17 protein-coding genes are annotated in these 22,944 nt (G+C 71.2%); 9 read left to right on the forward strand and 8 right to left on the reverse strand.

All coding sequences use genetic code 11. From position 1 onward, the window contains the following. Position 1: 1 nt before the first annotated feature. Together AFM16_RS11675 and AFM16_RS11680 are read right to left on the reverse strand one after the other, a co-directional pair. Complete coding sequence (locus AFM16_RS11675) at positions 2-1,006, reverse strand: carbohydrate ABC transporter permease (RefSeq protein WP_030794344.1); 1,005 nt, start codon at positions 1,004-1,006, stop codon at positions 2-4. Positions 1,007-1,120: 114 nt separating this feature from the next. After that, positions 1,121-2,395, reverse strand: coding sequence for an extracellular solute-binding protein (locus AFM16_RS11680; protein WP_030794341.1), 1,275 nt, complete (start codon positions 2,393-2,395; stop codon positions 1,121-1,123). Between the two features lie 394 nt (positions 2,396-2,789). Here AFM16_RS11680 and AFM16_RS11685 point away from each other — a divergent pair, with 394 nt between their 5' ends. Together AFM16_RS11685 and AFM16_RS11690 are read left to right on the forward strand one after the other, a co-directional pair. Next, positions 2,790-3,824: a LacI family DNA-binding transcriptional regulator gene (locus AFM16_RS11685; protein WP_030794338.1), complete on the forward strand. Its 1,035-nt coding sequence runs from the start codon at positions 2,790-2,792 to the stop codon at positions 3,822-3,824. Positions 3,825-3,955: 131 nt separating this feature from the next. Further along, positions 3,956-4,804, forward strand: a complete 849-nt coding sequence (locus AFM16_RS11690) for a phosphatase PAP2 family protein (RefSeq protein WP_030794328.1) — start codon at positions 3,956-3,958, stop codon at positions 4,802-4,804. A 31-nt stretch (positions 4,805-4,835) separates the two neighbouring features. Here AFM16_RS11690 and AFM16_RS11695 read toward each other — a convergent pair whose 3' ends face one another. Then, entirely contained in the window at positions 4,836-7,868 is a 3,033-nt protein-coding gene (locus AFM16_RS11695; protein ID WP_030794326.1) for a bifunctional [glutamine synthetase] adenylyltransferase/[glutamine synthetase]-adenylyl-L-tyrosine phosphorylase, read from the reverse strand. A gap of 209 nt (positions 7,869-8,077) precedes the next feature. Here AFM16_RS11695 and AFM16_RS11700 point away from each other — a divergent pair, with 209 nt between their 5' ends. Continuing rightward, positions 8,078-8,518, forward strand: a complete 441-nt coding sequence (locus AFM16_RS11700; RefSeq protein WP_078633250.1) for a VOC family protein — start codon at positions 8,078-8,080, stop codon at positions 8,516-8,518. Positions 8,519-8,569: 51 nt separating this feature from the next. Here the strand turns inward: AFM16_RS11700 and glnA2 are convergent, their stop codons facing one another. Beyond that, positions 8,570-9,931, reverse strand: coding sequence for a gamma-glutamylpolyamine synthetase GlnA2 (gene glnA2 / locus AFM16_RS11705; protein ID WP_030794319.1), 1,362 nt, complete (start codon positions 9,929-9,931; stop codon positions 8,570-8,572). A gap of 322 nt (positions 9,932-10,253) precedes the next feature. Between glnA2 and AFM16_RS11710 the strand changes: the two genes are divergently transcribed. Continuing rightward, positions 10,254-11,447, forward strand: coding sequence for a globin domain-containing protein (locus AFM16_RS11710; RefSeq protein ID WP_078633251.1), 1,194 nt, complete (start codon positions 10,254-10,256; stop codon positions 11,445-11,447). 363 nt (positions 11,448-11,810) lie between these two features. Here the strand turns inward: AFM16_RS11710 and AFM16_RS11715 are convergent, their stop codons facing one another. After that, the gene (locus AFM16_RS11715) at positions 11,811-12,245 is read right to left on the reverse strand and encodes an RrF2 family transcriptional regulator (protein ID WP_078633252.1); all 435 of its coding nucleotides are present in this window, start codon (positions 12,243-12,245) and stop codon (positions 11,811-11,813) included. Between the two features lie 164 nt (positions 12,246-12,409). On the opposite strand from AFM16_RS11715, the gene AFM16_RS11720 reads away from it, so the two are divergent. From AFM16_RS11720 to AFM16_RS11735, 4 genes are all read left to right on the forward strand, one after another. Next, on the forward strand, positions 12,410-13,072 hold the full coding sequence (locus tag AFM16_RS11720; protein WP_078633253.1) for a thioredoxin-like domain-containing protein: 663 nt from the start codon (positions 12,410-12,412) through the stop codon (positions 13,070-13,072). Further along, complete coding sequence (locus AFM16_RS11725; protein WP_078633254.1) at positions 13,069-13,689, forward strand: DUF305 domain-containing protein; 621 nt, start codon at positions 13,069-13,071, stop codon at positions 13,687-13,689. Before AFM16_RS11720 ends, AFM16_RS11725 begins: the two co-directional genes overlap by 4 nt. A gap of 168 nt (positions 13,690-13,857) precedes the next feature. Then, positions 13,858-15,801, forward strand: coding sequence for a S53 family peptidase (locus tag AFM16_RS11730; protein ID WP_078633255.1), 1,944 nt, complete (start codon positions 13,858-13,860; stop codon positions 15,799-15,801). A 110-nt stretch (positions 15,802-15,911) separates the two neighbouring features. Next, the gene (locus AFM16_RS11735) at positions 15,912-17,951 is read left to right on the forward strand and encodes an NAD(+) synthase (protein WP_078633256.1); all 2,040 of its coding nucleotides are present in this window, start codon (positions 15,912-15,914) and stop codon (positions 17,949-17,951) included. Between the two features lie 439 nt (positions 17,952-18,390). Here the strand turns inward: AFM16_RS11735 and AFM16_RS11740 are convergent, their stop codons facing one another. Continuing rightward, on the reverse strand, positions 18,391-18,768 hold the full coding sequence (locus AFM16_RS11740) for a DUF6415 family natural product biosynthesis protein (protein ID WP_078633257.1): 378 nt from the start codon (positions 18,766-18,768) through the stop codon (positions 18,391-18,393). Positions 18,769-18,878: 110 nt separating this feature from the next. Here AFM16_RS11740 and AFM16_RS11745 point away from each other — a divergent pair, with 110 nt between their 5' ends. Then, positions 18,879-20,153, forward strand: a complete 1,275-nt coding sequence (locus AFM16_RS11745) for an NsdA family TPR-like regulatory protein (RefSeq protein ID WP_078633258.1) — start codon at positions 18,879-18,881, stop codon at positions 20,151-20,153. A gap of 271 nt (positions 20,154-20,424) precedes the next feature. Here AFM16_RS11745 and AFM16_RS11750 read toward each other — a convergent pair whose 3' ends face one another. Next, positions 20,425-21,654 carry an MFS transporter gene (locus AFM16_RS11750; protein ID WP_078633259.1) on the reverse strand — a complete coding sequence of 410 codons (1,230 nt, stop codon included), beginning with the start codon at positions 21,652-21,654 and terminating at the stop codon, positions 20,425-20,427. Between the two features lie 75 nt (positions 21,655-21,729). Then, positions 21,730-22,797 (reverse strand): endonuclease/exonuclease/phosphatase family protein, encoded by a 1,068-nt coding sequence (locus AFM16_RS11755; RefSeq protein ID WP_030794286.1) that lies wholly within the window; start codon positions 22,795-22,797, stop codon positions 21,730-21,732. Positions 22,798-22,944 lie beyond the last annotated feature (147 nt).

A 22,944-nucleotide genomic window follows, 5' to 3' on the forward strand; every position in this document is an offset into this window, starting at 1 on the left:
CTCAGATCGCGAGCTGCTGCTCGTTGCGGTTCAGCCAGCGGCGGTAGAACGAGGTGAAGACGATCAGGATGGCCAGCAGCAGGATGCCGTAGGCCGCCGACTGGGCGAAGTCACGCGGTTGCTGTCCGAAGCCGAGGTAGTACGCCCAGGTGACCAGGATCTGGGCATCGGGGGCGGTGTCGCCGAACAGCAGGAAGATGATGGCGAACTGGTTGAAGGTCCAGATGATGCCGAGCAGCACGACGGTGGAGCTGACGGACCGCAGACCCGGCAGGGTGACGAACCGGAACCGCTGCCAGGCGTTGGCGCCGTCCATCTCGGCTGCCTCGTAGAGCGAGGAGTCGATGGACTGCAGGCCGCCCAGGAGCGAGACCATCATGAACGGCACACCGCACCAGGTGTTGACCATGATCGCCGCGAACCGCTGCCAGAAGGTGTCCTCCAGCCACAGCGGTGTCGGCAGATGCAGGGTCTCCAGCATGGAGTTGATCAGGCCGCCGTCGGCGAGCATGAACCGCCAGCCGAAGACGGTGACGAAGGTGGGGACCGCCCAGGGCAGGACCAGGATCAGCCGGTAGAAGGTGCGGCCGCGCAGCTTCTGGTTGAGCAGCAGGGCGAGGCCGAGGCCGATGGTGTAGTGCAGGGCGACACAGGCGACCGTCCAGACGATCGTCCAGATGAAGTGCGACCAGAAGCGGTCGTAGGCGGTCTCGCCGAAGAGGATGTCCGCGTAGTTGTCGAGACCGATGAACTTGTAGGTGGCCTCGATCTCGTTGACGCCGATCGTGCGCGCGGTGTTGAGGCTGTTGGCGTCGGTGAGGGTGAGGTAGAAGCCGTAGGCCAGGGGGTACAGCACGAGGACGCCGAGCACGACGATCACCGGGGCGATCATCGCGTACGCGTACCAGTGCTTGTGGTAGCCGTGCTTCAGGCGCTGCCCCAGCCCGGGCCGGGGCGCGCGGTCACCGCGGCGCTTGCCGGTCGCGCGGTCGATGGCGACTGTCATGGTTCGACACCTTCTGGAAGATCAGGGAGACCGAGGGTGGGCTGAGGGGGTACAGCGGGGTGGCCGTCGGATCTCACCCCCCATGATCAGGGAGATCCGACGGCCACACCGGGCTTACTTGCTGAAGTCCGGCACCAGCTTGGCGATGGACGTCTCAGCGGTGCTCAGGCCCTTGTCGAGGGAGACCTTGCCGCCCGCGATCTTGGGCAGTTCGGTGTCCAGCGGACCCCACAGGGAGCTGTACTCGGGCAGCGCGGGGCGCGGCTGCGCGGCGGCCAGGACGGTGCCGTAGCCGGCGATGCCCGGGTCGGCCTTGACGGCGTCGGTGTAGGCGTCGTCACGGGTCGGCAGGGTGGAGTTCTTCTGCGCGATCGTGGCCTGGGACTTCGCGGAGGTCATGAAGTTGACGAACTTCAGCGCGGCGGCCTGGTGGGCCTTGTCCGAGCCGGCGTAGACCGAGAGGTTGTGGCCGCCGGTCGGGGCGCCCGCCGTGCCGGCGGAGCCGGCCGGGACGGTGGCGATGCCGAGGTTGTTCTTGTCGGCGAAGGCCGAGCCCTTGTAGAAGTTCGTGATCTCCCAGGGACCCTGGATGATCGCGGCGACCTTGCCGTTGACGAACGCGTCCTGGATGTGGGCGTACGCGTCGGCGGTGGTGTCGGCCTTGTGCAGGCCCTTGCCGTCGAAGAGCCCCAGCCAGGTGCCGTACGCCTTCTTGGCCTCGGGCGAGTTGACCGTGATCTTCTTGGCGTCGGCGTCGACGGTGTCGGTGCCCTCGCCGTAGAGGAAGGACTGGGCGTAGTAGGCCTGGGTCGAGCCCCAGTAGCCGTCGACGCCGGTCTTCGCCTTGATGGTGGCGGCGGCGGACTTCAGGTCCTCCCAGGTCTTCGGGGCCTCGGCGATGCCGGCCTTCTCGAAGAGCGCCTTGTTGTAGACGAGCGCGAGGGTGTCGGTGACGATCGGCACGCCGTACGTCTTGCCCTCGTACTTCGCCTGCTCGATCAGGTTGGACTTGAACTTGTCCTGGTCGGCGAGGGCCTCGGTGCCGTCCAGCGGCAGGAAGTAGCCCTTCTTGGCGAAGGCGGGCGTCCAGCCGACCTCGGAGCGCAGGATGTCCGGGGCGCCGGAGGCACCGGCGGCCGTGTCGAACTTGTTCTGCGCCTGGTCGAACGGGACGTTGACGTACTTGACCTTGACGTCCTTGTTGGCGGCCTCGAACTCCTTGACCAGAGCCTGGTAGGTCGGCGCCTCATTCGTGGCGTTGGAGGTGTCCCACCAGGTGATGGTCACCGGGCCGTCAGACTTGTCACTGCCGCTGTCGTCTCCGCCGCAGGCCGTCGCCGCGAGGGCGAGGGACGCCACCAGCGCAGTGGCCGCTATGCCACGCCGCATGAGTTTCTCCTTGAGGGTGAAAGCCCGTATAGCTACAGGAGACGGCCCCGTCCGCCGTTCCTGTCGACTTGTGCCGACTGCGCCGTTGCCGCCGCCGGGCGACGTGAACGTAACAGCCATGTAAGCGTTGCGAAAGACCTTGCAGAAAAAAAGTGAAAGAGGTCTCCGGTGTTACCCGCGCGTGACCGGAAGGCGACCGCCATGAGACGCTTGTTTACGCCCGTCGAACACGGGGCGACCGCCTGTGCAAGACTCTGCAAGCTCTTGCCATCACTTTCATGAGGGATCACGAGGGAGCGCGATGACACAGCAGACCGGGCGCGGCAGGCCGAAGAATCGTCCACGACGCCCGATTGGTGTGCAAGGCGCGACCTGGCCGGTACAGTCCACCCCTGTGACCACACGGCTTGCCGACATCGCCGCCCAGGCGGGGGTGAGCGAAGCGACCGTCAGCCGCGTCCTCAACGGCAAGCCTGGCGTCGCCGCCACCACCCGTCAGTCCGTGCTCGCCGCGCTGGACGTCCTCGGGTACGAGCGCCCCGTCCGTCTGCGCCAGCGCAGCGCGGGCCTCGTCGGGCTCATCACGCCCGAGCTGGAGAACCCGATATTCCCCGCCCTGGCGCAGGTCATCGGGCAGGCGCTGACCCGCCAGGGCTATACGCCGGTCCTCGCCACCCAGACCCCGGGCGGCTCCACGGAGGACGAGCTGACCGAGATGCTGGTGGACCGCGGGGTCGCCGGCATCATCTACGTCTCCGGGCTGCACGCGGACACCACCGCCGACATGCAGCGCTACGACCAGCTCCGCGCGCAGGGCGTCCCCTTCGTCCTCGTCGACGGCTTCTCCCCCAAGGTCCAGGCGCCCTTCATCTCCCCGGACGACCGCGCCGCGATGACCCTGGCGGTGACCCACCTCTCCTCGCTGGGGCACACCCGGATCGGCCTCGCGCTCGGTCCGAAGCGGTTCGTGCCCGTGCAGCGCAAGATCGAGGGCTTCGTGCGCACCATGCAGGAGCAGCTCGGGCTGAGCGCGGAGGTGATCGAGTCCGAGCTGGTCCAGCACTCGCTGTACACGCTGGAGGGCGGCCAGGCGGCCACCAACGCGCTGATCGACCGCGGCTGCACGGCGATCGTGTGCGCCAGCGACATGATGGCGCTCGGCGCGATAAGGGCGGCCCGGCAGCGCGACCTCGACGTCCCGCGGGACATCTCGGTCGTGGGCTTCGACGACTCCCCGCTGATCGCCTTCACCGACCCGCCGCTGACCACCGTCCGCAAGCCGGTCCCGGCGATGGGCCAGGCCGCGGTGCGCACGCTGCTGGAGGAGATCGGCGGCACCCCGGCCCCGCACAGCGAGTTCGTGTTCATGCCCGAACTGGTGGTGCGCGGTTCGACCGCTTCGGCCCCCGGGGACCGAAATCGTCCCTGAGGCGGAGAAGCAGGGCTTTCCTCCCCACCGCCGGTAGGAGACGATGGACTCCACCCGGTGGAGAACGTGCGGGGTGAACCCGCCCGGGGGATGATCGGGGGGAGATGGCTTTTCTGGCAAACTCTGTGCCTATGGGTGAGCAGACCGTGACGCCGAGGGAAGGCCGTGACCAGGTCGTTCGGCCCTCCGTCACGGCCGGGGCGGACGTCGCTCCACCGCCCCGCCCGCGTCGCCTCGGCCGGCTGCGGACCCCCCGCCGGCCGCGCCTGTGGTTCGAGATCCTGCTGATCGCGGTGAGTTACTGGACGTACTCCCTCGTCCGCAACGCGGTCCCGGAGCAGCGCACCGCCGCGCTGAACAACGCCGACTGGCTCTGGCGGATGGAACACCACCTCGGGATGGCCTTCGAGGAGTCCGTCAACCACGCCGTGAACTCGGTGACCTGGCTGATCGTCGGCATGAACTACTACTACGCGACCCTGCACTTCGTGGTGACACTGGGTGTCCTGGTGTGGCTCTTCCGCAGTCATCCGGGCCGGTACGCGGCCACCCGTCTTGTCCTGTTCGCGACGACGGCGGTGGCCCTGCTCGGCTACTACCTCTATCCCCTCGCGCCACCCCGCCTGATGACCGGCGGCGACTTCGTCGACACCGTGATGGTCCACCAGACCTGGGGCTCGATGGCCTCGGGCGATCTGAAGCACATGTCGAACCAGTACGCGGCGATGCCGTCCATGCACATCGGCTGGTCGGTGTGGTGCGGTCTGACGATCTTCGCGCTGGCCAGTCTGCCGTGGGTGCGGATCCTGGGCCTGCTGTACCCGGTGGCGACGCTGGTGGTGATCGTCGCCACGGCCAACCACTTCTGGCTGGACGCGGTGGGCGGTCTGCTCTGCCTCGCCTTCGGCTTCGCGGTGGCGCGGCTCTGGTACGGGGTGCAGCCGTATGCGTTGCCGCGGACGGTGCCTGGGAAGACGTAGATCTTTCTGGCCCTTGTGGCCTTCGGTGCTGTCACCCTCCGTAGAACAGCTCGTCCACGACTCCCCGGGCCAGCCGGGCCGTCCGCCGGTAACCGTCGAGCAGCTCGCCGACGTGTCCGGGGCCGTACCCGAGATAGCGGCCCACCGCCGCCAGCTCCCGGCTCTCGGAGGGGAACGTGTCCCCCGCCCGCCCGCGCACCAGCATCACCGCGTTGCGCACGCGGGTGGCCAGCACCCACGCCTCGTCCAGCGTCGCCGCGTCCTCCTCGGAAATCAGCCCGGCCTCTCGCGCCGCGGCCAGCGCCTCGCGGGTGCGGGTGGTGCGCAGCCCCGGCTCCGCCGCCCCGTGCCGGAGCTGGAGGAGCTGCACGGTCCACTCGACGTCGGACAGCCCGCCCGGCCCGAGCTTGGTGTGCAGCTTGGGATCGGCGCCGCGGGGCATCCGCTCCGACTCCATCCGCGCCTTCAGCCGCCGGATCTCCCGTACGGCGTCCTCGCCGAGCCCGTCCGCCGGGTACCGCAGGGGGTCGATCAGCTCGATGAACCGGCGCCCCAGCTCCTCGTCCCCGGCGACCGCCTCGGCCCGCAGCAGCGCCTGCGACTCCCATCCCAGCGACCACCGCCGGTAGTAGGCCGCGTACGAGTTCAGGGTCCGCACCAGTGGCCCGGACTTCCCCTCGGGCCGCAGGTCCGCGTCGATCAGCAGCGGTGGGTCGGCGCTCGGGATCTGGAGCAGCCGCCGCATCTCGCTGACGACCCGGTTGGCCGCCTGCGCGGCCTCCCGCTCGTCCACGCCGTCGCGCGGTTCGTGGACGAAGAGCACGTCCGCGTCGGAGCCGTAGCCCAGCTCGTGCCCGCCGAAGCGGCCCATGGCGATCACGGCGAACCGGGTCGGGAGCGTCTCGCCCCATCCGTCGCGCACCACGGCGCGCAGCGTCCCGGCGAGGGTCGCCGCGGTCAGGTCGGACACCGCGGCGCCCACCCGGTCCACCAGCGCCCCCTGGTCGGCCTCGGCGGGCCGCGCCTCGGTGCCGTAGGAGCCGACGATGTCCCCGGCGGCCGTACGGAACAGTTCGCGGCGCCGCACGCCGCGCACCGCGGTGACGGCCTTCTCCACGCTCTCGGCCCGGCCGACGGCGGCGAGGATCTCCTGTTCGAGCTGGGCGCGGCCGCGCGGCTGGAGGCCGCCGCTGCCGCCTCCGCCGGTGCCGCCGTCACCGCCGCCGTCGCCGTCGCCGAGGAGAGCGACCGCCTCGGGGGCGCGCAGCAGCAGATCGGGGGCGAGGCGTCCGGCGGAGAGCACGCGGGCGAGGTTCTCGGCGGCGGCCCCCTCGTCCCTCAACAGCCGTAGGTACCAAGGGGTCTTGCCGAGGGCGTCGGAGACCTTGCGGAAGTTGAGCAGTCCGGCGTCCGGATCGGCGGAGTCGGCGAACCAGCCCAACAGCACGGGCAGCAGGGTGCGTTGGATGGCGGCCTTGCGGGTGACGCCGGAGGCGAGCGCCTCCAGGTGGCGCAGCGCGGAGGCGGGGTCGGCGTACCCGAGGGCGACGAGCCGTTCCCGGGCCGCCTTCGCGCTCAACCGGGCTTCGCCGGGGGCGAGTTGGGCGACGGCGTCGAGCAGCGGCCGGTAGAAGATCTTCTCGTGCAGTCGTCGTACGACGGCCGCGTGCCGTTTCCACTCGCGGTTCAGCTCGGTGATCGGATCGGCCCGCAGGCCCAACGACCGTCCCAGGCGCCGCTGGTCCTCCTCGGCGACGGGCACGAGATGCGTGCGCCGCAGCCGGTAGAGCTGGATGCGGTGCTCCATGGACCGCAGGAAGCGGTAGGCGTCGTCGAGCTGGACGGCGTCGACCCGGCCCACGTATCCGCCGGCGGCGAGCGCCTGGAGCGCGTTGAGCGTGGTCCCGCTCCGCAGCGAGGCGTCCGTGCGCCCGTGCACCAACTGGAGGAGCTGTACGGCGAATTCGACGTCCCGCAGTCCGCCGGGCCCGAGCTTCAGCTCCCGTTCGACCTCGGAGACGGGGATGTTCTCCACCACGCGGCGCCGCATCTTCTGCACGTCGGCGACGAAGTTCTCGCGCTCGGCGGCCTGCCAGACCAGCGGCTCCACCGCCTCGATGTACGCGGCGCCCAGCTCCAGGTCGCCGGCCACCGGCCGCGCCTTGAGCAGCGCCTGGAACTCCCAGGTCTTGGCCCACCGCTGGTAGTAGGCGAGATGGCTGCTCAGGGTCCGCACGAGCGGGCCGTTGCGTCCCTCGGGCCGCAGATTGGCGTCGACGGGCCAGATCGAGCCCTCGACGGTGGTCTCCGAGCAGACCCGCATCATGTGCGAGGCCAGCTTGGTGGCGGCGCGCAGCGCCTTCCCCTCGTCGGCGCCGTCGGCGGGCTCGGCGACGAAGATGACGTCGACGTCGGACACGTAGTTGAGTTCATGGCCGCCGCACTTGCCCATGGCGACGACGGCGAGCCGGCACAGCGCGGCGTCGTCCGGCGCGGCCGCGGCGGCCAGCCGGAGCGCGGCGCGCAGGGTCGCGGTGGCGAGGTCGGCCAGTTCTGCGGCGGTGTCGGCGACGTCGGTGGTGCCGCACACGTCCCGGGCCGCGATGGACAGCAGGCAGCGCCGGTAGGCGACCCGCAGCGCGACCGGGTCGTCGGCCTCGGCGAGCCCCCGCTCGAACTCCTCCACCCCGGGGTGGAGGTCCCGGGGCTCGTACATGACGAGCGCCTCCCAGTCGCGGGGGTGGCGGGCCAGATGGTCGGCGAGCGCGGCCGACGCCCCGAGGACGCCGAGCAGCCGGTCGCGCAGGGGCTTGGCCGCTATCAGCGTGTCGAGGAGTTCACGGCGGGCGGTGGTGGGGCCGGGCTGGGCCTCCAGGAGCCGTACGAGTCCGTGCAGCGCGAGGTCGGGGTCGGCGGTGGCGCCCAGCGCCTCCAGCAGGAAGGGGTCGTCGCGGACCAGGGACAGCTCGGGCCCGTCGAGGAGGCGCTCGGCGGCCGAGGGATCGGTGAAGCCGTGCCGCAGCAGCCGTGTGAAGGTACTGCTCCTGCGCCCCGGAGCCATCATCCCCGGCCTCCCGTCGGCCCATCGGATCAAGGTCGTACTGACCGAGCCTAACCGGAGTACGGGGGTGCGGCTCCTGAGCGGGCGCCGCCGACGAGTTCGCCCGGCGACACCCGGGTCCACGCGGTGGCGCCGCAGCCGGTTTTCCGCTTCGGTGGGTCGGTAGGTTCAGCAGATTCGGCAGGTTCGGAGACGACCGGGAGGACCGGCACATGCTCTACACGCTCGAAGTGATCCCGCTGCCCGTGAGCGACATCGACCGGGCGCGGGACTTCTACCGCGACCGGGTCGGTTTCCATGTGGACATCGACCAGGAGGTCATGCCGGGCATGCGCATCGTCCAGCTCACGCCCCCGGGCTCCGGCTGTTCGATCGCGCTCGGCGACACGATCTGGGACGCGATGGACGGCCCCCGCCCGGCCCCGGGCTCCTACCAGGGCCTGCAACTGTGCGTCACCGACATCAAGGCGGCCCACGCCGAACTGGTCGAACGCGGCCTGGAGGTCTCCGAGCCGGTCCAGTACACCCCGGACGACGGCGCCACCTTCATGTACTTCAAGGACCCCGACGGCAACGGCTGGGCCGTCCAGGAGTACCGCCGCCGCGCGACAGAGCCGCTCCACCAGGTCCTGGCGGACCTCGCGGCGCAGTGAACGACCTGGGCCGTCACGTCCCCCACGGGGGTGTGACGGCCCGGCCGCGCGCTACAGCACCGGCAGATTCTTCCGCAGCTCGAAGGCGGTCACCTCGGAGCGGTACTCCTCCCACTCGCTGCGCTTGTTGCGGAGGAAGAAGTCGAAGACGTGTTCGCCGAGGGTCTCGGCGACGAGGTCGCTGCGTTCCATGAGGGTGAGGGCCTCGCCGAGGTTCTGCGGGAGGGGCTCGATGCCCATGGCGCGGCGCTCGGCGTCGGAGAGGGCCCAGACGTCGTCCTCGGCGCCCGGGGGAAGCTCGTAGCCCTCCTCGACGCCCTTGAGGCCGGCGGCGAGGAGCATGGCGTAGGCCAGGTAGGGGTTGGCGCCGGAGTCGAGGGAGCGGACCTCGATACGGGCCGAGCCGGTCTTGCCGGGCTTGTACATCGGGACGCGGACCAGGGCCGAGCGGTTGTTGTGGCCCCAGCAGATGTACGAGGGGGCCTCGCCGCCGGCGCCCGCTGTGCGCTCGGAGCCGCCCCAGATGCGCTTGTAGGAGTTGACCCACTGGTTGGTGACGGCCGAGATCTCCGCGGCGTGCTTGAGCAGGCCCGCGATGAAGGAGCGGCCGACCTTGGAGAGCTGGTACTCCGAGCCCGACTCGTAGAACGCGTTGCGGTCGCCCTCGAAGAGGGAGAGGTGGGTGTGCATGCCGGAGCCGGGGTGCTCGGAGAACGGCTTGGGCATGAAGGTCGCCTGGACCCCCTGCTCCAGCGCGACCTGCTTCATGACCAGCCGGAACGTCATGATGTTGTCGGCGGTGGAGAGCGCGTCGGCGTAGCGCAGGTCGATCTCCTGCTGGCCGGGGGCGCCCTCGTGGTGGGAGAACTCGACCGAGATGCCCATGGACTCCAGCATGGTGATCGCCTGGCGGCGGAAGTCCATGCCGACGTTGTGCGGGGTGTGGTCGAAGTAGCCGGAGTTGTCGGCCGGGGTGGGGCGGGAGCCGTCGACCGGCTTGTCCTTCAGCAGGAAGAACTCGATCTCGGGGTGGGTGTAGAAGGTGAAGCCCAGGTCGGAGGCGCGGGCGAGGGCGCGCTTGAGGACGTAGCGCGGGTCCGCGAAGGACGGGGAGCCGTCCGGCATGAGGATGTCGCAGAACATGCGGGCGGTGCCGGGGGCCTCCGCGCGCCAGGGCAGGACCTGGAAGGTGGACGGGTCCGGCTTGGCGATCATGTCGGACTCGTAGACACGGGCGAAGCCCTCGATCGCGGAGCCGTCGAAGCCGATGCCCTCGTCGAACGCCTGTTCAAGCTCGGCCGGGGCCACGGCGACGGACTTCAGGAAGCCCAGCACGTCCGTGAACCACAGGCGTACGAACCGGATGTCGCGCTCCTCCAACGTCCGGAGCACGAACTCCTGCTGCTTGTCCATCTTCCGCTTCCCCATCCTTGCTGGTCAGGCCGCCTGCTTCCCGTCCCACGGAGAGGCGGTCGGGCACCTGAGCATCCCACCACAACACCGTTTCGTGCGCGTTGCGGACCATGATCGCCTCTGCGACCTCGGCCTGAACGCATCGCGTCCGGCCGATGTACAGCTCTGCGCCCATCTTGCCTGCTCGGACTGACATCCGTAATGCCCGACCCCCCTCCGTCTCGTTCTCGCCCACTTAATTTGCATCTCAGATGCAAGTTTTATTAGCGTGCCGCCCAGTCGAGCGTCGGCCCGAGTGCGCCGACGAGCCTGAGGAGGCACGATGCTGTCCGAGCAGTCCGCAGCCACCGTCCGCGCCACGCTGCCCGCCGTGGGCGCGGCCATCGGCGAGATCACCGAGCGCTTCTACGCCGGTCTCTTCGCCGCCCACCCCGAGCTGCTGCGGGACCTCTTCAACCGCGGCAACCAGGCCGCCGGCACCCAGCGGCAGGCCCTGGCCGGCTCCATCGCCGCGTTCGCCGTCCACCTCCTCGACCACCCGGACACCCGGCCCGACGCGATGCTCGGCCGCATCGCCCACAAACACGCCTCCCTGGGCATCACGCCCGAGCAGTACGGCGTCGTGCACGAGCACCTCTTCGCCGCCATCGCCGACGTCCTCGGCGACGCGGTCACCCCCGAGGTCGCGGCCGCCTGGACGGAGGTCTACTGGCTGATGGCCAACGCCCTCATCGCGATCGAGCGGCGGCTCTACGAGGAGAGCGGCGGCCCGCGCTGGCGGACCTGGCAGGTCGTGGAGCGCGTCCCGGAGACCGCGGACGTCGTCACCCTGCGGCTGCGCCCGCTCGACGGCGACCCCCTCCCCGTAGGGGACTTCCGGGCCGGGCAGTACGTCTCCGTACGCGTGGAACTCCCCGACGGCGCCCGCCAGTCACGCCAGTACAGCCTGTCCGCGGCGCCGGGTTCGGACGTACGGCAGATCAGCGTCAAGCGGATCCCCGGCGACGCGGCCACACCGGCGGGCGAGGTCTCGCACCACCTGCACACGCGCGTACGGGTGGGCGACAGGGTCCAGCTCTCCGAGCCCTACGGCGACCTCGTCCTCGACGACTCCGACGGCGCGCCCCTGCTGCTGGCCTCGGCGGGCATCGGTGTCACGCCGATCGTCGCGATGCTGGCCCACCTCGCGGACCGCGGCCACGGCACCCCGGTGACCGTCGTGCACGCCGACCGCTCGCCCGCCGACCACGCCCTGCGGGCCGACCACGAGGCGTACGCGGCGAAGCTCCCGGAGGCGTCCGTCCACCTCTGGTACGAACGTGAGGCCCCGGAGGGCGCGGCGACGGGCCTCGCCGACCTCACCGACGTACCGGTACGGCCCGGCACGCGCGCGTACCTGTGCGGCCCGCTGCCCTTCATGCGCGCGGTCCGCGCCCAACTCCTCACCAAGGGCGTCGCCCCGGCCGACATTCACTACGAGGTCTTCGGCCCGGACCTGTGGCTGGCCTCGGCCTGACCGACAGCGGCCGTCCCCCGGGTCAGGGAAGCTTCCGGGTCAGGACAGCTTGGGGATGCCCAGGAGGAGGGGGCCGAGCCAGGGCGGGGCGGGCGGACCGAGCGGCGCCGAAGCAGGCCGGGCGGGCGGGCGTGGGCCGAGGCGCGGCAGGCAGGAGCGAGGCAAGGACCGGGCCGAGGCGCGACGGCGCACGCCCCCTACGCGCGGGCGCGCGGCGCCGGGCAGAGCCGCACGGGGACGCCAGGCCGGGCGGGACCACACGGGCCGCCTGCAGAGCAGGGCCACCCGATCCGCCCTGCGTCGGGGGCAGGCGCGCCCAGTGTTGCCGGGGCGGCGCGCGAAGCGGCTCGCCCGTCCCCGGAGTCAGGGGAGTTTCGAGATGCCCAGGAGGAGCGGGCCCGTCGGGGCGGCCGCGATGTCGGTGACCGTGATCGGGTCCAGGGTGGCGAAGAACGCCTCCTGGGCCCGGCGGAGGGCTCCGCGCAGGCGGCAGGCGGAGTTCAGGGGGCAGGGGGTGGGGCCCTCGCAGTCGACCACGTCGCCGTCGCCCTCGAAGGTGCGGACGATGCCGCCCACGGAGGCCGTACGGCCCTTCTCGGTCAGGGCGAGGCCGCCGCCCCGGCCCCGGCGGGCCTCCAGCAGGCCCAGGTGCTGGAGCTCGGCGACGACCTTGGCCGTGTGCGTGTAGGGGACCTCCATCGCGGCGGCCACGTCCCGCGTCGTGGGCGTGGTCCCGTCCGCCACCGCGAGCCGCATGAGGACGCGCAGGGCCAGGTCGGTGGATCGCAGCAGCCGCATGGGAGAAGCGTAGATAATACGCATCTGTCCTTCAAATTTGGCCAGGACGACGGCCTTGGCTGTGACCCGCCTACGACTTCCCCTTCTCCCCCATTACGATCAGCGGACCCGAACACCCCGAACGTCCCGACCGTTCCGACCTTTTCCCCAGAAGGACAGGCCCCATGGGTTCCGCCGACCGGACCAGCAGTGCGGCGCGCAAGGCGCGCATAGAGGAGATGCGACGGACCGAGAAGGCCCGTGAGCGGCGCAACCGGATCCTCGTGATCACCGGCAGTGTCGTCGCCGTGGCCGCACTCGTCGCCGGCGGTGTGTTCGTCGTGAAGTCGCAGTCGGACGACAAGTCCACCGCGGCCGACGGCAAGACCGCGGGGAAGTTCGTCACCGGCGCGGACGGGGTGAAGACCTGGAAGGGCACGCTGGGCCGCACCCATGTCACCAAGACCGTGGACTACCCGGTGGAGCCCCCGGTCGGCGGCGACCACGACCGTGCCTGGATGAACTGCGACGGCGACGTCTACACCGAGCCCCTGAACAACATGAACGCCGTGCACTCCCTGGAGCACGGCGCGGTCTGGGTGACGTACACCGACAAGGCCCCCAAGGCGGACGTCGAGGCGCTCGCGGCGAAGGTGAAGAAGACGCCGTACACGCTGATGAGCCCCGACGACGGGCAGGCCGATCCGATCATGCTGACCGCCTGGGGGCACCAGCGGACGGTGACCGGGGCCGACGACCCGGCCGTGGACGCGTTCTTCGAGAAGTTCGTGCAGGGCGAGCAGACGCCCGAGATGGGCGCGACCTGCACGGGCGGTCTGCCGCAGTGAGGTATGCGGGCGTCGCCGTGGCCGTGGCCGGAGTGCTGGTCGCGGCCGGGGCGGTCACGTACTCCGTCGCCGAGGACGGCCGGTCGGGCACCGAACCGCCCGCCGCCGGCTCGGCCGACGCCGGGTTCGCCCGGGACATGGCGGTCCACCACCAGCAGGCCGTGGAGATGGCGTACATCGTGCGCGACCGCACCGACGACGAGGACGTCCGCCGGCTCGCCTACGACATCGCGCAGACGCAGGCCAACCAGCGCGGCATGATGCTGGGTTGGCTCGATCTGTGGGGGCTGCCGAAGGTGTCGTCCGACGGGCCCATGAGCTGGATGGGCATGGCCGGGATGGCCGGCGGCGAGGACGGCGCGCTGATGCCCGGTATGGCGACCGATGCCGAGATGAAGAAGCTCGGCACGCTCAACGGCAAGCAGGCGGAGGTCTTCTTCCTCCAGTTGATGACGGACCATCACAAGGGCGGCGTCCACATGGCCCAGGGGTGCGTCGAGAAGTGCACGGTCGGTGTGGAGAAGCGGCTCGCGCAGGGGATGGTCGAGGCGCAGGAGTCCGAAATCCTGCTGATGACGGACATGTTGAAGGAGCGGGGTGCCGCGCCGAGGCCATGAGCCAGGCCGAGGCCCGGTGACGGATCCTCAGTTCACCATTCCTAGAAGTTACTTGGCGGCCTCTTGAGGTCCCCATTCCCCTGACATGAACGGTTCAGGGCCAGAGTGGCCGGGGCGAGTGATCCACTCGCGTCGACATCACTCACAGGCCGAATCACAGGGGGCCCTATGAGATCCAACCGTGCCGCATTGCGCGCCTCGGTGAGCATGGCGGCGACACTGCCCATGATCGCCGGCGCGCTGGCGCTCGGCATACCCGCGGCGCACGCCGCGGACGGCCCGGCCCGGGACACGCTGGCCGGGACCCGGCCGGCCTGGGCCACGGCCGCGGCGGACCGGGGCGCGACCGCGGACGGCGCCCAGGTACGGGCCCGGGTCTACCTCGCGGGCCGGGACGCCACCGGCCTCGCCGCCTACGCCAAGGCGGTCTCCGACCCGGGGTCCGCCGCGTACGGGAAGTACCTCTCCGCGCGCCAGGCACAGGCCCGCTTCGGCGCCACCGCGGCCCAGGTGGCGGCGGTGAAGTCCTGGCTGACGGCGGCCGGGCTGAAGGTCACCGCCACGACGACGCACTACGTGTCCGTCAGCGGTGATGTGACCTCCGCCGAGCGGGCGTTCGGCACCCAGCTCCACAACTACGCCAAGGGTGGCCGGACTTACCGCGCCCCCGCCAAGACCGCCTCCGCACCGGCGAGTCTCGACGGCGCCGTCCTCACCGTGACCGGTCTGGACAACGCGCCGCACAAGGCGGCCTCCAAGGACCAACTCCCGCCGCCGGATGCGGTGTTCAAGAATGCCGGGCCGTTCTCCTCGTACTACGGATCGAACGTCGCGCGGACCCTGCCGTCCGCGTACGGCGCGAAGATCCCGTACGCCGTGCGGGGGTACACCGGCAAGCAGCTCCGCGCCGCCTACGGCGCCGGCAAGCGCACCGGCAAGGGCGTGCGCATCGCGATCACCGACGCGTACGCCTCGCCGACGATCGCCTTCGACGCGGCCACCTACGCCAAGGCGCACGGCGACAAGGCGTGGAAGACCGGCCAGCTCACCCAGGTGCTGCCCTCGGAGTACACCAGGACCGAGGAGTGCGGGGCGGCCGGCTGGTACGGCGAGGAGACTCTCGACATCGAGGCCGTGCACGCGGTCGCGCCGGACGCGAACGTCACGTACGTGGGCGGCGCCTCCTGCTACGACGACGATCTGCTCGACGCGCTGAGCAAGATCGTCGACCGGCATCTGGCCGACATCGTCTCCAACTCCTGGGGCGACATCGAGGCCAACCAGACGCCGGACCTCGCGGCCGCCTACGACCAGGTCTTCCAGTTCGGCGCGGTCGAGGGCATCGGCTTCTACTTCTCCTCCGGCGACGACGGCGACGAGGTCGCGGCCACCGGCACCAAGCAGGTCGACACCCCGGCGAACTCGGCGTGGGTGACGGCGGTCGGCGGCACCTCGCTGGCGGTCGGCAAGGGCGACAGGTACCTGTGGGAGACCGGCTGGGGCACCGAGAAGGCGTCGCTGTCGGACGACGGGAAGAGCTGGACCGGCTTCCCCGGCGCGTTCACCTCCGGTGCGGGCGGCGGCACCAGCAGGACCGTGCCCGCGCCGTACTACCAGAAGGGTGTCGTCCCCAAGGCGCTGGCCACGGCCAACGGCAAGGCCGGCAACCGGGTCGTGCCCGACATCGCGGCGATCGCCGACCCCAACACCGGGTTCCGGGTGGGCCAGACCCAGACCTTCCCGGACGGGGTCGAGCGGTACTCCGAGTACCGCATCGGCGGCACCTCGCTGGCCGCGCCGGTCATCGCGGCCGTCCAGGCGCTGGCGCAGGAGGCGCGCGGCGGCAGGGCGATCGGGTTCGCCAACCCGGCGATCTACGCGAAGGCGGGCTCGCGGGTCTACCACGACGTCACGGACCGTCCGACGCGCGCGTCCGGCCTCGCGGTCGCCCGCGTCGACTTCGCCAACGGCGTCGACGCCTCCGAGGGTCTGCTGACCTCCGTCCGGGGCCTCGGCAAGGACAGTTCGCTGTCCGCGGTGAAGGGGTACGACGACGTCACCGGCGTGGGGACACCGGGGAACGGTTATGTCGAGTCGTACCGGCGGCGCTGAGCAGCCGTAGAGCTGGGTGTGGGGGGCGTGGGGGGGCGTGGGGGGGCGTGGGGGGGGGCGCGGCAGCCCCGCGCCCCCCATCGCGTCGCTCTGACGATTACAATGGGCGCGTGCCTCCGTCGAACTTCTGGTCGGTCTATCAGCACGGCTTCGCGCGCGTCGCCGCCTGCACCGGTCACACCGTCATCGCCGATCCGCCCGCCAACGCCGAGGCGGTCCTGCGCCAGGCGCGCCGGTGCGCCGAGGAGGGGGTGGCCGTCGCCGTCTTCCCGGAGCTGGGGCTGTGCGGCTACTCCATCGAGGACCTGCTGCTCCAGGACGCGCTCCTGGACGACGTCGAGACAGCGCTGCGGGAGGTCGTGGCCGGCTCGGCGGACCTGCTGCCGGTGCTGGTCGTCGGCGCCCCGCTGCGCCATCGCAACCGGCTCTACAACTGCGCGGTGATCGTGCACCGCGGCCGGATCCTCGGGGTCGTGCCCAAGTCGTATCCGCCGAACTACCGGGAGTTCTACGAGCGCCGGCAGATCGGCGACGGCGCCGACGAGCGCGGCGGGTCGATCCGGGTCGGCGGTACGTCCGTGCCGTTCGGGGTGGATCTGCTGTTCGCCGCGGACGACGTGCCGGGTCTCGTGCTGCACGCCGAGATCTGCGAGGACATGTGGGTGCCGGTGCCGCCCAGCGCGGAGGCCGCGCTCGCCGGGGCGACCGTCCTGGTCAACCTCTCCGGCAGTCCGATCACCGTCGGGCGGGCCGAGGACCGCAAGCTGCTGTGCCGTTCGGCGTCCTCGCGCTGTCTCGCGGCGTACGTGTACGCGGCGGCCGGGCTGGGCGAGTCGACGACCGACCTGTCCTGGGACGGGCAGGCCATGATCTACGAGAACGGCGCGCTGCTGGCGGAGACCGAGCGTTTCCCGCTGGACGACGAGCGCGCGGTGGCCGACGTGGACCTCGACCTGCTGCGGCAGGAGCGGATGCGGATGGGCACGTTCGACGACAACCGCCGTACGCACAAGGCACGCACCGATGACTTCCGGACGGTGTCCTTCGAACTCGCCCCGCCGTCCACGGATCTGGGGCTGCGACGCCGCCTTGAACGCTTCCCGTTCGTACCGGCGGACGCCGAGCGGCTCGCCCAGGACTGCTTCGAGGCGTACAACATCCAGGTCGAGGGCCTTCAGCAGCGGCTGGCGGCGATCGGCGGGCCCAAGGTGGTCATCGGGGTGTCCGGCGGGCTGGACTCCACGCACGCGCTGATCGTCGCCGCGCGGGCGATGGACCGGGCGGGGCGGCCGCGCAGCGACATCCTGGCCTGGACGCTGCCCGGCTTCGCCACCAGCGACCACACCAAGGGCAACGCCCACAAGCTGATGAACTCCCTCGGGGTCACTGCGGCCGAGCTGGACATCACGCCGACCGCGCGGCTGATGCTCCAGGAGATGGGCCACCCCTTCGCCTCCGGCGAGCCGGTGTACGACGTCACCTTCGAGAACGTCCAGGCCGGGCTGCGCACCGACTATCTGTTCCGGCTCGCCAACCAGCGGGGCGGGATCGTGCTCGGCACGGGGGATCTGTCCGAGCTGGCGCTCGGGTGGTCGACGTACGGCGTGGGCGACCAGATGAGCCACTACAACGTCAACTCCGGTGTGCCGAAGACGCTGATGCAGCATCTGATCCGGTGGGTCATCAGCAGCGGGCAGTTCGACGCGGAGACCGGGCGGACGCTGGCGGCGATCCTCGACACGGAGATCAGTCCCGAGCTGGTGCCGGGTGAGGAGATGCAGTCCACGGAGTCGCGGATCGGGCCGTACGCGCTGCACGACTTCACGCTGTTCCATGTGCTGCGGTACGGGTTCCGCCCGTCGAAGATCGCGTTCCTGGCGTGGCACGCGTGGCACGACCCGAAGCTCGGCGCCTGGCCGCCGAACTTCCCCGAAGGGGAGCGGGTGGCGTACGACCTGCCGGAGATCCGACGCTGGCTGGAGGTCTTCTGCCGCCGCTTCTTCGCGTTCGCCCAGTTCAAACGCTCCGCGATGCCGAACGGGCCGAAGGTGTCGGCGGGGGGTTCGTTGTCCCCTCGGGGGGATTGGCGGGCGCCGTCGGACAGCTCGGCGGAGGCGTGGTTGCGGGATCTGGAGCGGGTCGAGGTGTGAGGGGGGTGGGGGTAGGGAGCGTGGGTCGCGCAGTTCCCCGCGCTCCTGGATGGCTGGGCTGCGCCCAAGCCCCCAACTCCCGTCAGCCGTGCGGCTGGGCCGAGAAGGAGGCGGTGGCGCTTCATCCACCCGGCTGCCCGACGAACAAGGGTCTGCCCGGGCAGGTCACGGCCGGACTGGGTCTGGTGCGTGAATCTCCTTCCACTTGCGCATTGGTGGGGGCACGCGCAGGTGAGCCCGCTTCCCCGCCCTCGGTTTACTAGGCCACCCCTCGGAGCGCACCGACGACAGCGAGGCAAAGCCCGGCCGGGTATCAACACTGGCCGGGCTTCGTACTGTTGGGACTACACCTCCGTGTGCGTCGCCCAGATCCGCAGCAGGATCCTCAGCAGGTCGGGGTCGGTGATCGGCTCGTCGCAGGCACGGCAGACGCGGGCGGTCACCGGCTCTCCCCCACCAGGTTGATCACGTGGTCGCACAGGGCGTTCACCGACCGCGAGAGCCGCTGGGCGTGGGCGATCCCGGCGGGAAGCCCGTTCCTCGGCTCCAGGCCGAGCCGCATGCGCGCCTCGCCCACACACGCCCGTGCGCATGTGGCCGGGATGTCGTCCCTCGGGAACTTCCTGGCCGCGTCCTCCACTGCCGGGATGAGCAGCATCATGTGCCCCCGCAGGGTGAGCGTCAGCGTCTCCAACTCCTCCTGGCGGGGCGGTTCCGCGTCCTCCGCCAGCAGTCTCCGCGCGCTGGCCCTCATCGTGTCCAGGTCCAACGGCAGTGCCCCTGCCCCGGTCGGCGGGTGGGTCGTACGCTCGGTCATGTCGTCGCTCCCTTGAAGCGTCGGCCACGCCCCGGGGCCCTGCCAGGCCGCCGGGGTCCTTACGCGTCAACCCTTGTGCGCCGCCCGATCCGTCACAATTGGGCCGCCCTATGGGGAGGCCCTATATCGTTTATGACGTGGGGGATTTGGCACCGGACCTCTGGTCTCATCCGCAGCTCATCGCCGCCGTCGCCGCCGAGGACTGGGGCGCGGTTCTCCGTGCGTACCGCAAGATCACAGGACTGAGTCAGACCAAGCTCGGTGAGCGCGTCGGCCTCGTCCAGCCCGACGTGTCCGCCATCGAACGGGGCCAGCGCAAGGTGACTTCCACCGAGGTCCGCCAGCGCATCGTGACCGGTCTCGGTATCCCGGCCGGGCTCCTCCAGGGGCACACGGAGGCTCCGGCCGCTCCGGTCGCCGGGTTAGTGCTCCCCGGCCCCGGCCCTGACGACGATCTCCTGACCCGCGTCACGAGCGTGATCGAGTCCGAGCACCGTGTCGACACCCCCACGCTCGACTGGCTCGACCGGCTCCTCGCCGAGCACCGCCGTGCCGAGGACGAGATCGGCTCCCGCCCGCTGGTCGGCGTGATGAGGCAGCAACTGCGCACCGTGGTCGATCTCTACGCCGGGGCCCGGGGGCCGCTGGCCGACCGTGTCGTCCGGCTCGCCTCCGAGCACGCGCAGTTTCTGGCCTGGATGTCGCAGGACCAGGGGCAGACGGCCGCCGCGCTCGCCTGGTACGACCGCAGCCACGAGTGGGCGTTGGAGGCCGGCGACGCCAACATGGCCGCCACCACGCTGAGCATGAAGGCGCACATGGCCTGGTCGGGCGGCCGGGGTGACCGGGCCGTCCGGCTGGCCGAGGCTGCCCGCTGGTCGGCGCCGGGCGCCTCGCTGGGGGTGCAGGGCATGGCGGCGCAGATGGCCGCCCGGGGCCACGCCCTGAACGGTGACGGTGACTCCGCCGCGCGGCTCCTGGACGAGGCGCAGGGGCTCATCAGCACCGCCGCCGACCATCCCGAGGACGAGCCGGTCTGGATGTACTTCTACGGCGAGACCTGGTTCACGCTCCAGCGGGGCATGGCCGCTCTGCATCTCAAGGACTGGCGGGCCGCCGTCGACCATCTCACCATCGGCCTGGCCGCCCTGCCGGACGAGTACCGGCGCGACCGGACCTGGTACCGGGCGTGCTTGGCGCACGCGTACGCCGGAGCGGGCGAGGCGGCGCCAGCCCTCACCGTCGCGTTGGAGGCCGTCCCGGACGCCTCCGCGGTCGGCCGCCCGCACGCCTGGAACGAACTCCACTCCACGGCCGCCTTGCTGCTGCGCCGGGGCGCTCCGGAGGTACATCAACTCGTCGCCGCCCTACGCGAGTTCGACTGACCGGCTCAGCAGGCTCGTGCAACTGCATCGACCGGGGCTACCTGGTCGGCTATCGGATCGGTCGGCCCGTCAAGAGGCGTCAGGTGCAGAGTCGTCAACCACGCCCGCAGCAGGGCCGATCGCGCAGCACCCCACGCCCCTGGACGGCTGGTCTGCGCCCAGGCCATAAGCCCGTGGGGCCGGGGGGGAGCTGATCGCGCCGTTCCGCTCTGCCCACCAGGGGCGCGGGGAACTGCGCGATCAACCCCCACCGGCCCGCACATGCCCCCCGTCAGGCCTGTGGCTGATGCTGCGGAATCGACGGGACGTGCGTCGCGATGACGCGGTCGTGTGTCGCCGGCAACGGCGCGACCCGGCGGCGGTCCACGACGTACGCCGTCGTCGCCACCGCCACGCCCAGGAGGGCGAGGCCCGCACCCGCCAGGGCCGGCGACGTCGCGCCCAGGCCCGCTGCGAGGGCCAGGCCGCCGATCCACGCGCCGCCCGCGTTGGCGAGGTTGAAGGCGGCCTGGTTGGCGGAGGAGGCCAGGGACGGGCCCGCGGTGGCGCGTTCCATGACCATCAGGTTGAGCGGGCTGCCCGCGACGAACGCCGCGACGCCGAGGAGGACGACCGCGAGCGCGCCGCCCGTCTGGGTGCGCATCAGCAGCGGGAAGAGGGCGAGGACCGCCGCCAGCGAGGTGAGCCCGCCGAAGAGCGTCGCGCGCATCGCGTGGTCGGCGAGGCGGCCGCCCAGCAGGTTGCCGACCGTCGCGCCGACGCCGAACAGGGCGAGCAGCAGCGTCACGCTGGAGTCGGCGTACCCGGCGGCGTCTGTCAGCATCGGCGCGATGTAGCTGTACGCCGAGAAGAGTGCGCCGAAGCCCGCGACCGTCGTGCCCAGGGCCAGCCAGACGGGGAGGGAGCGCAGGGCGGACAGTTCGCCGCGGAGTCCGCCGGGGGCCGCCGCGCCCGGCAGGGTGCGGGGGATCAGCAGGGCGAGCGAGACGATCGCCGCGACGCCGATCACGCTCACGCCGAGGAAGGCGGCCCGCCAGCCGAGGTGCTGGCCCACGAGCGTGGCGGCGGGGACGCCCGCGATGTTGGCGACGGTCAGGCCGAGGAACATCAGCGACACCGACCGCGCCTTGCGTTCCGGCGCCACCAGGTTGGTGGCCACGACCGCGCCCACGCCGAAGAACGCGCCGTGCGGCAGCCCGCTGAGGAAGCGGGCGGCGAGCAGCCAGCCGTGGTCGGGGGCCAGCGCCGACAGGGCGTTGCCGGCCACGAACAGGCCCATCAGCGCCATCAGGACCGCACGGCGGGACCGGCGTGCCGTCACCGCGGCCAGTACGGGGGCGCCGATGACGACGCCGAGCGCGTACGCGGAGACCAGATGCCCGGCGGTGGGGATCGAGGTGTGCAGGTCGGCCGCCACGTCGGGCAGCAGGCCCATCATGACGAACTCGGTGGTGCCGATGCCGAAGGCGCCCACGGCGAGGGCGAGCAGGGCCAGAGGCATGAGGGGCTCAGCTTTCGGGTCGAGGGTCCCCCAGCATATGTTCACTGGCGAAACAAACTCGGCCCGAGCCCTCGTTCAGGAGTCCGTTGTGGCGACTTTCACACGCGCCGCGACCGGCAGATGGTCACTGGCCGTCTGCGGCAGGGTCCACGAGGTGACCGGCTCCACGCCCTTCACCATGATCTGGTCGATCCGCGCCATCGGGAACGACGCCGGCCAGCTGAAACCGAAGCCGTGGCCCGCCGCGCCCTGCGTGGAACGCATCTGGGACGTCACGGCGTTGAGCGAGCGGTCGTTCATCGTGCCGTTGAGGTCGCCGAGCAGCACCACCTGGTCGATCCGCTCGTCGGCGATGGCCTCGCCCAGCGCGTCCGCGCTCTTGTCCCGCTGGCGGGCGGTGAAGCCGGCCTGGAGCTTGACCCGGACCGACGGCAGATGCGCGACGTAGAAGGCGACGTCGCCCTCGGGCGTGGCCGCCGTGGCGCGCATCGCGCGCGTCCAGCCGAGCTTGATGTCGACGGGCTTCACGCCGCTCAGCGGGTACTTGCTCCACAGCCCCACCGTGCCCTGCACCGAGTGGTACCGGTACGTCGTCGCGAGTGCCTTCTCGTACACCGGCACGGCCGACGCGGTGAGTTCCTCCAGCGCCACCACGTCCGCGCCGGACGCGGCCACGTCCCGGGCGGTGCCGGACGGGTCGGGGTTGTCGGCGTTGACGTTGTGCGTGGCGACGGTGAGGTCCCCGCCGCCGCCGGTCTTCTCGGTGAGCAGCCCACCGAAGAGGTTCAGCCACACCACCGCGGGCAGCACGACCGCGATCAGCGCCGTCGCCGATTTACGCACCAGCGCGAGCACAAGCAGCAGCGGGATGAACAGCCCGATCCAGGGCAGGAACGTCTCGGTCAGGGAGCCGAGGTTGCCGAACCGGTTGGGGATGCGGGAGTGCACCAGCATCACCAGCGAGAACAGCAGCGCCAGGGCGGCCAGGACCAGCCCGCGCCGCCAGATCCGCGGGTCGCCGCGCCAGCCCGCCGACAGCCGGGCGGTCAGGCGTCCCACCAGGCGCCGGAGCCGGGCTCTTTGGCGCTCGGGTCCCGAGCCGCCGTCGCCGTCCGTCTCCGTCATGTACGCCTGCTGCGCCATACCGTCGCCTCACTGCCTGCCGTGCACACCGTACGTCCTCCGCGGGTACGACCCTAGGGGATGAACGGCTCGGTTCTCGCCGTCGCGTGACGGCCGTACGGGCACGAGGACGAGCGGTGCGGCGCAGGGGGTTCCGGCCCCGGCGGC

It is taken from the genome of Streptomyces antibioticus, assembly GCF_002019855.1.
Classification (GTDB): Bacteria; Actinomycetota; Actinomycetes; order Streptomycetales; family Streptomycetaceae; genus Streptomyces; species Streptomyces antibioticus_B.

Excerpts from the sequence above, each read along its gene's own strand:
- AFM16_RS11755 (WP_030794286.1), bottom strand. The coding sequence starts at position 22,797 with ATGGCGCAGCAGGCGTACATGACGGAGACGGACGGCGACGGCGGCTCG.
- AFM16_RS11715 (WP_078633252.1), bottom strand. The coding sequence starts at position 12,245 with ATGCGGCTGCTGCGATCCACCGACCTGGCCCTGCGCGTCCTCATGCGG.
- AFM16_RS11720 (WP_078633253.1), top strand. The coding sequence starts at position 12,410 with ATGGGTTCCGCCGACCGGACCAGCAGTGCGGCGCGCAAGGCGCGCATA.
- AFM16_RS11745 (WP_078633258.1), top strand. The coding sequence starts at position 18,879 with ATGGGGAGGCCCTATATCGTTTATGACGTGGGGGATTTGGCACCGGAC.
- AFM16_RS11750 (WP_078633259.1), bottom strand. The coding sequence starts at position 21,654 with ATGCCTCTGGCCCTGCTCGCCCTCGCCGTGGGCGCCTTCGGCATCGGC.
- AFM16_RS11700 (WP_078633250.1), top strand. The coding sequence starts at position 8,078 with ATGCTCTACACGCTCGAAGTGATCCCGCTGCCCGTGAGCGACATCGAC.
- AFM16_RS11695 (WP_030794326.1), bottom strand. The coding sequence starts at position 7,868 with ATGATGGCTCCGGGGCGCAGGAGCAGTACCTTCACACGGCTGCTGCGG.
- AFM16_RS11675 (WP_030794344.1), bottom strand. The coding sequence starts at position 1,006 with ATGACAGTCGCCATCGACCGCGCGACCGGCAAGCGCCGCGGTGACCGC.
- AFM16_RS11730 (WP_078633255.1), top strand. The coding sequence starts at position 13,858 with ATGAGATCCAACCGTGCCGCATTGCGCGCCTCGGTGAGCATGGCGGCG.
- AFM16_RS11680 (WP_030794341.1), bottom strand. The coding sequence starts at position 2,395 with ATGCGGCGTGGCATAGCGGCCACTGCGCTGGTGGCGTCCCTCGCCCTC.
- AFM16_RS11740 (WP_078633257.1), bottom strand. The coding sequence starts at position 18,768 with ATGACCGAGCGTACGACCCACCCGCCGACCGGGGCAGGGGCACTGCCG.
- AFM16_RS11710 (WP_078633251.1), top strand. The coding sequence starts at position 10,254 with ATGCTGTCCGAGCAGTCCGCAGCCACCGTCCGCGCCACGCTGCCCGCC.
- AFM16_RS11690 (WP_030794328.1), top strand. The coding sequence starts at position 3,956 with ATGGGTGAGCAGACCGTGACGCCGAGGGAAGGCCGTGACCAGGTCGTT.
- glnA2 (WP_030794319.1), bottom strand. The coding sequence starts at position 9,931 with ATGGACAAGCAGCAGGAGTTCGTGCTCCGGACGTTGGAGGAGCGCGAC.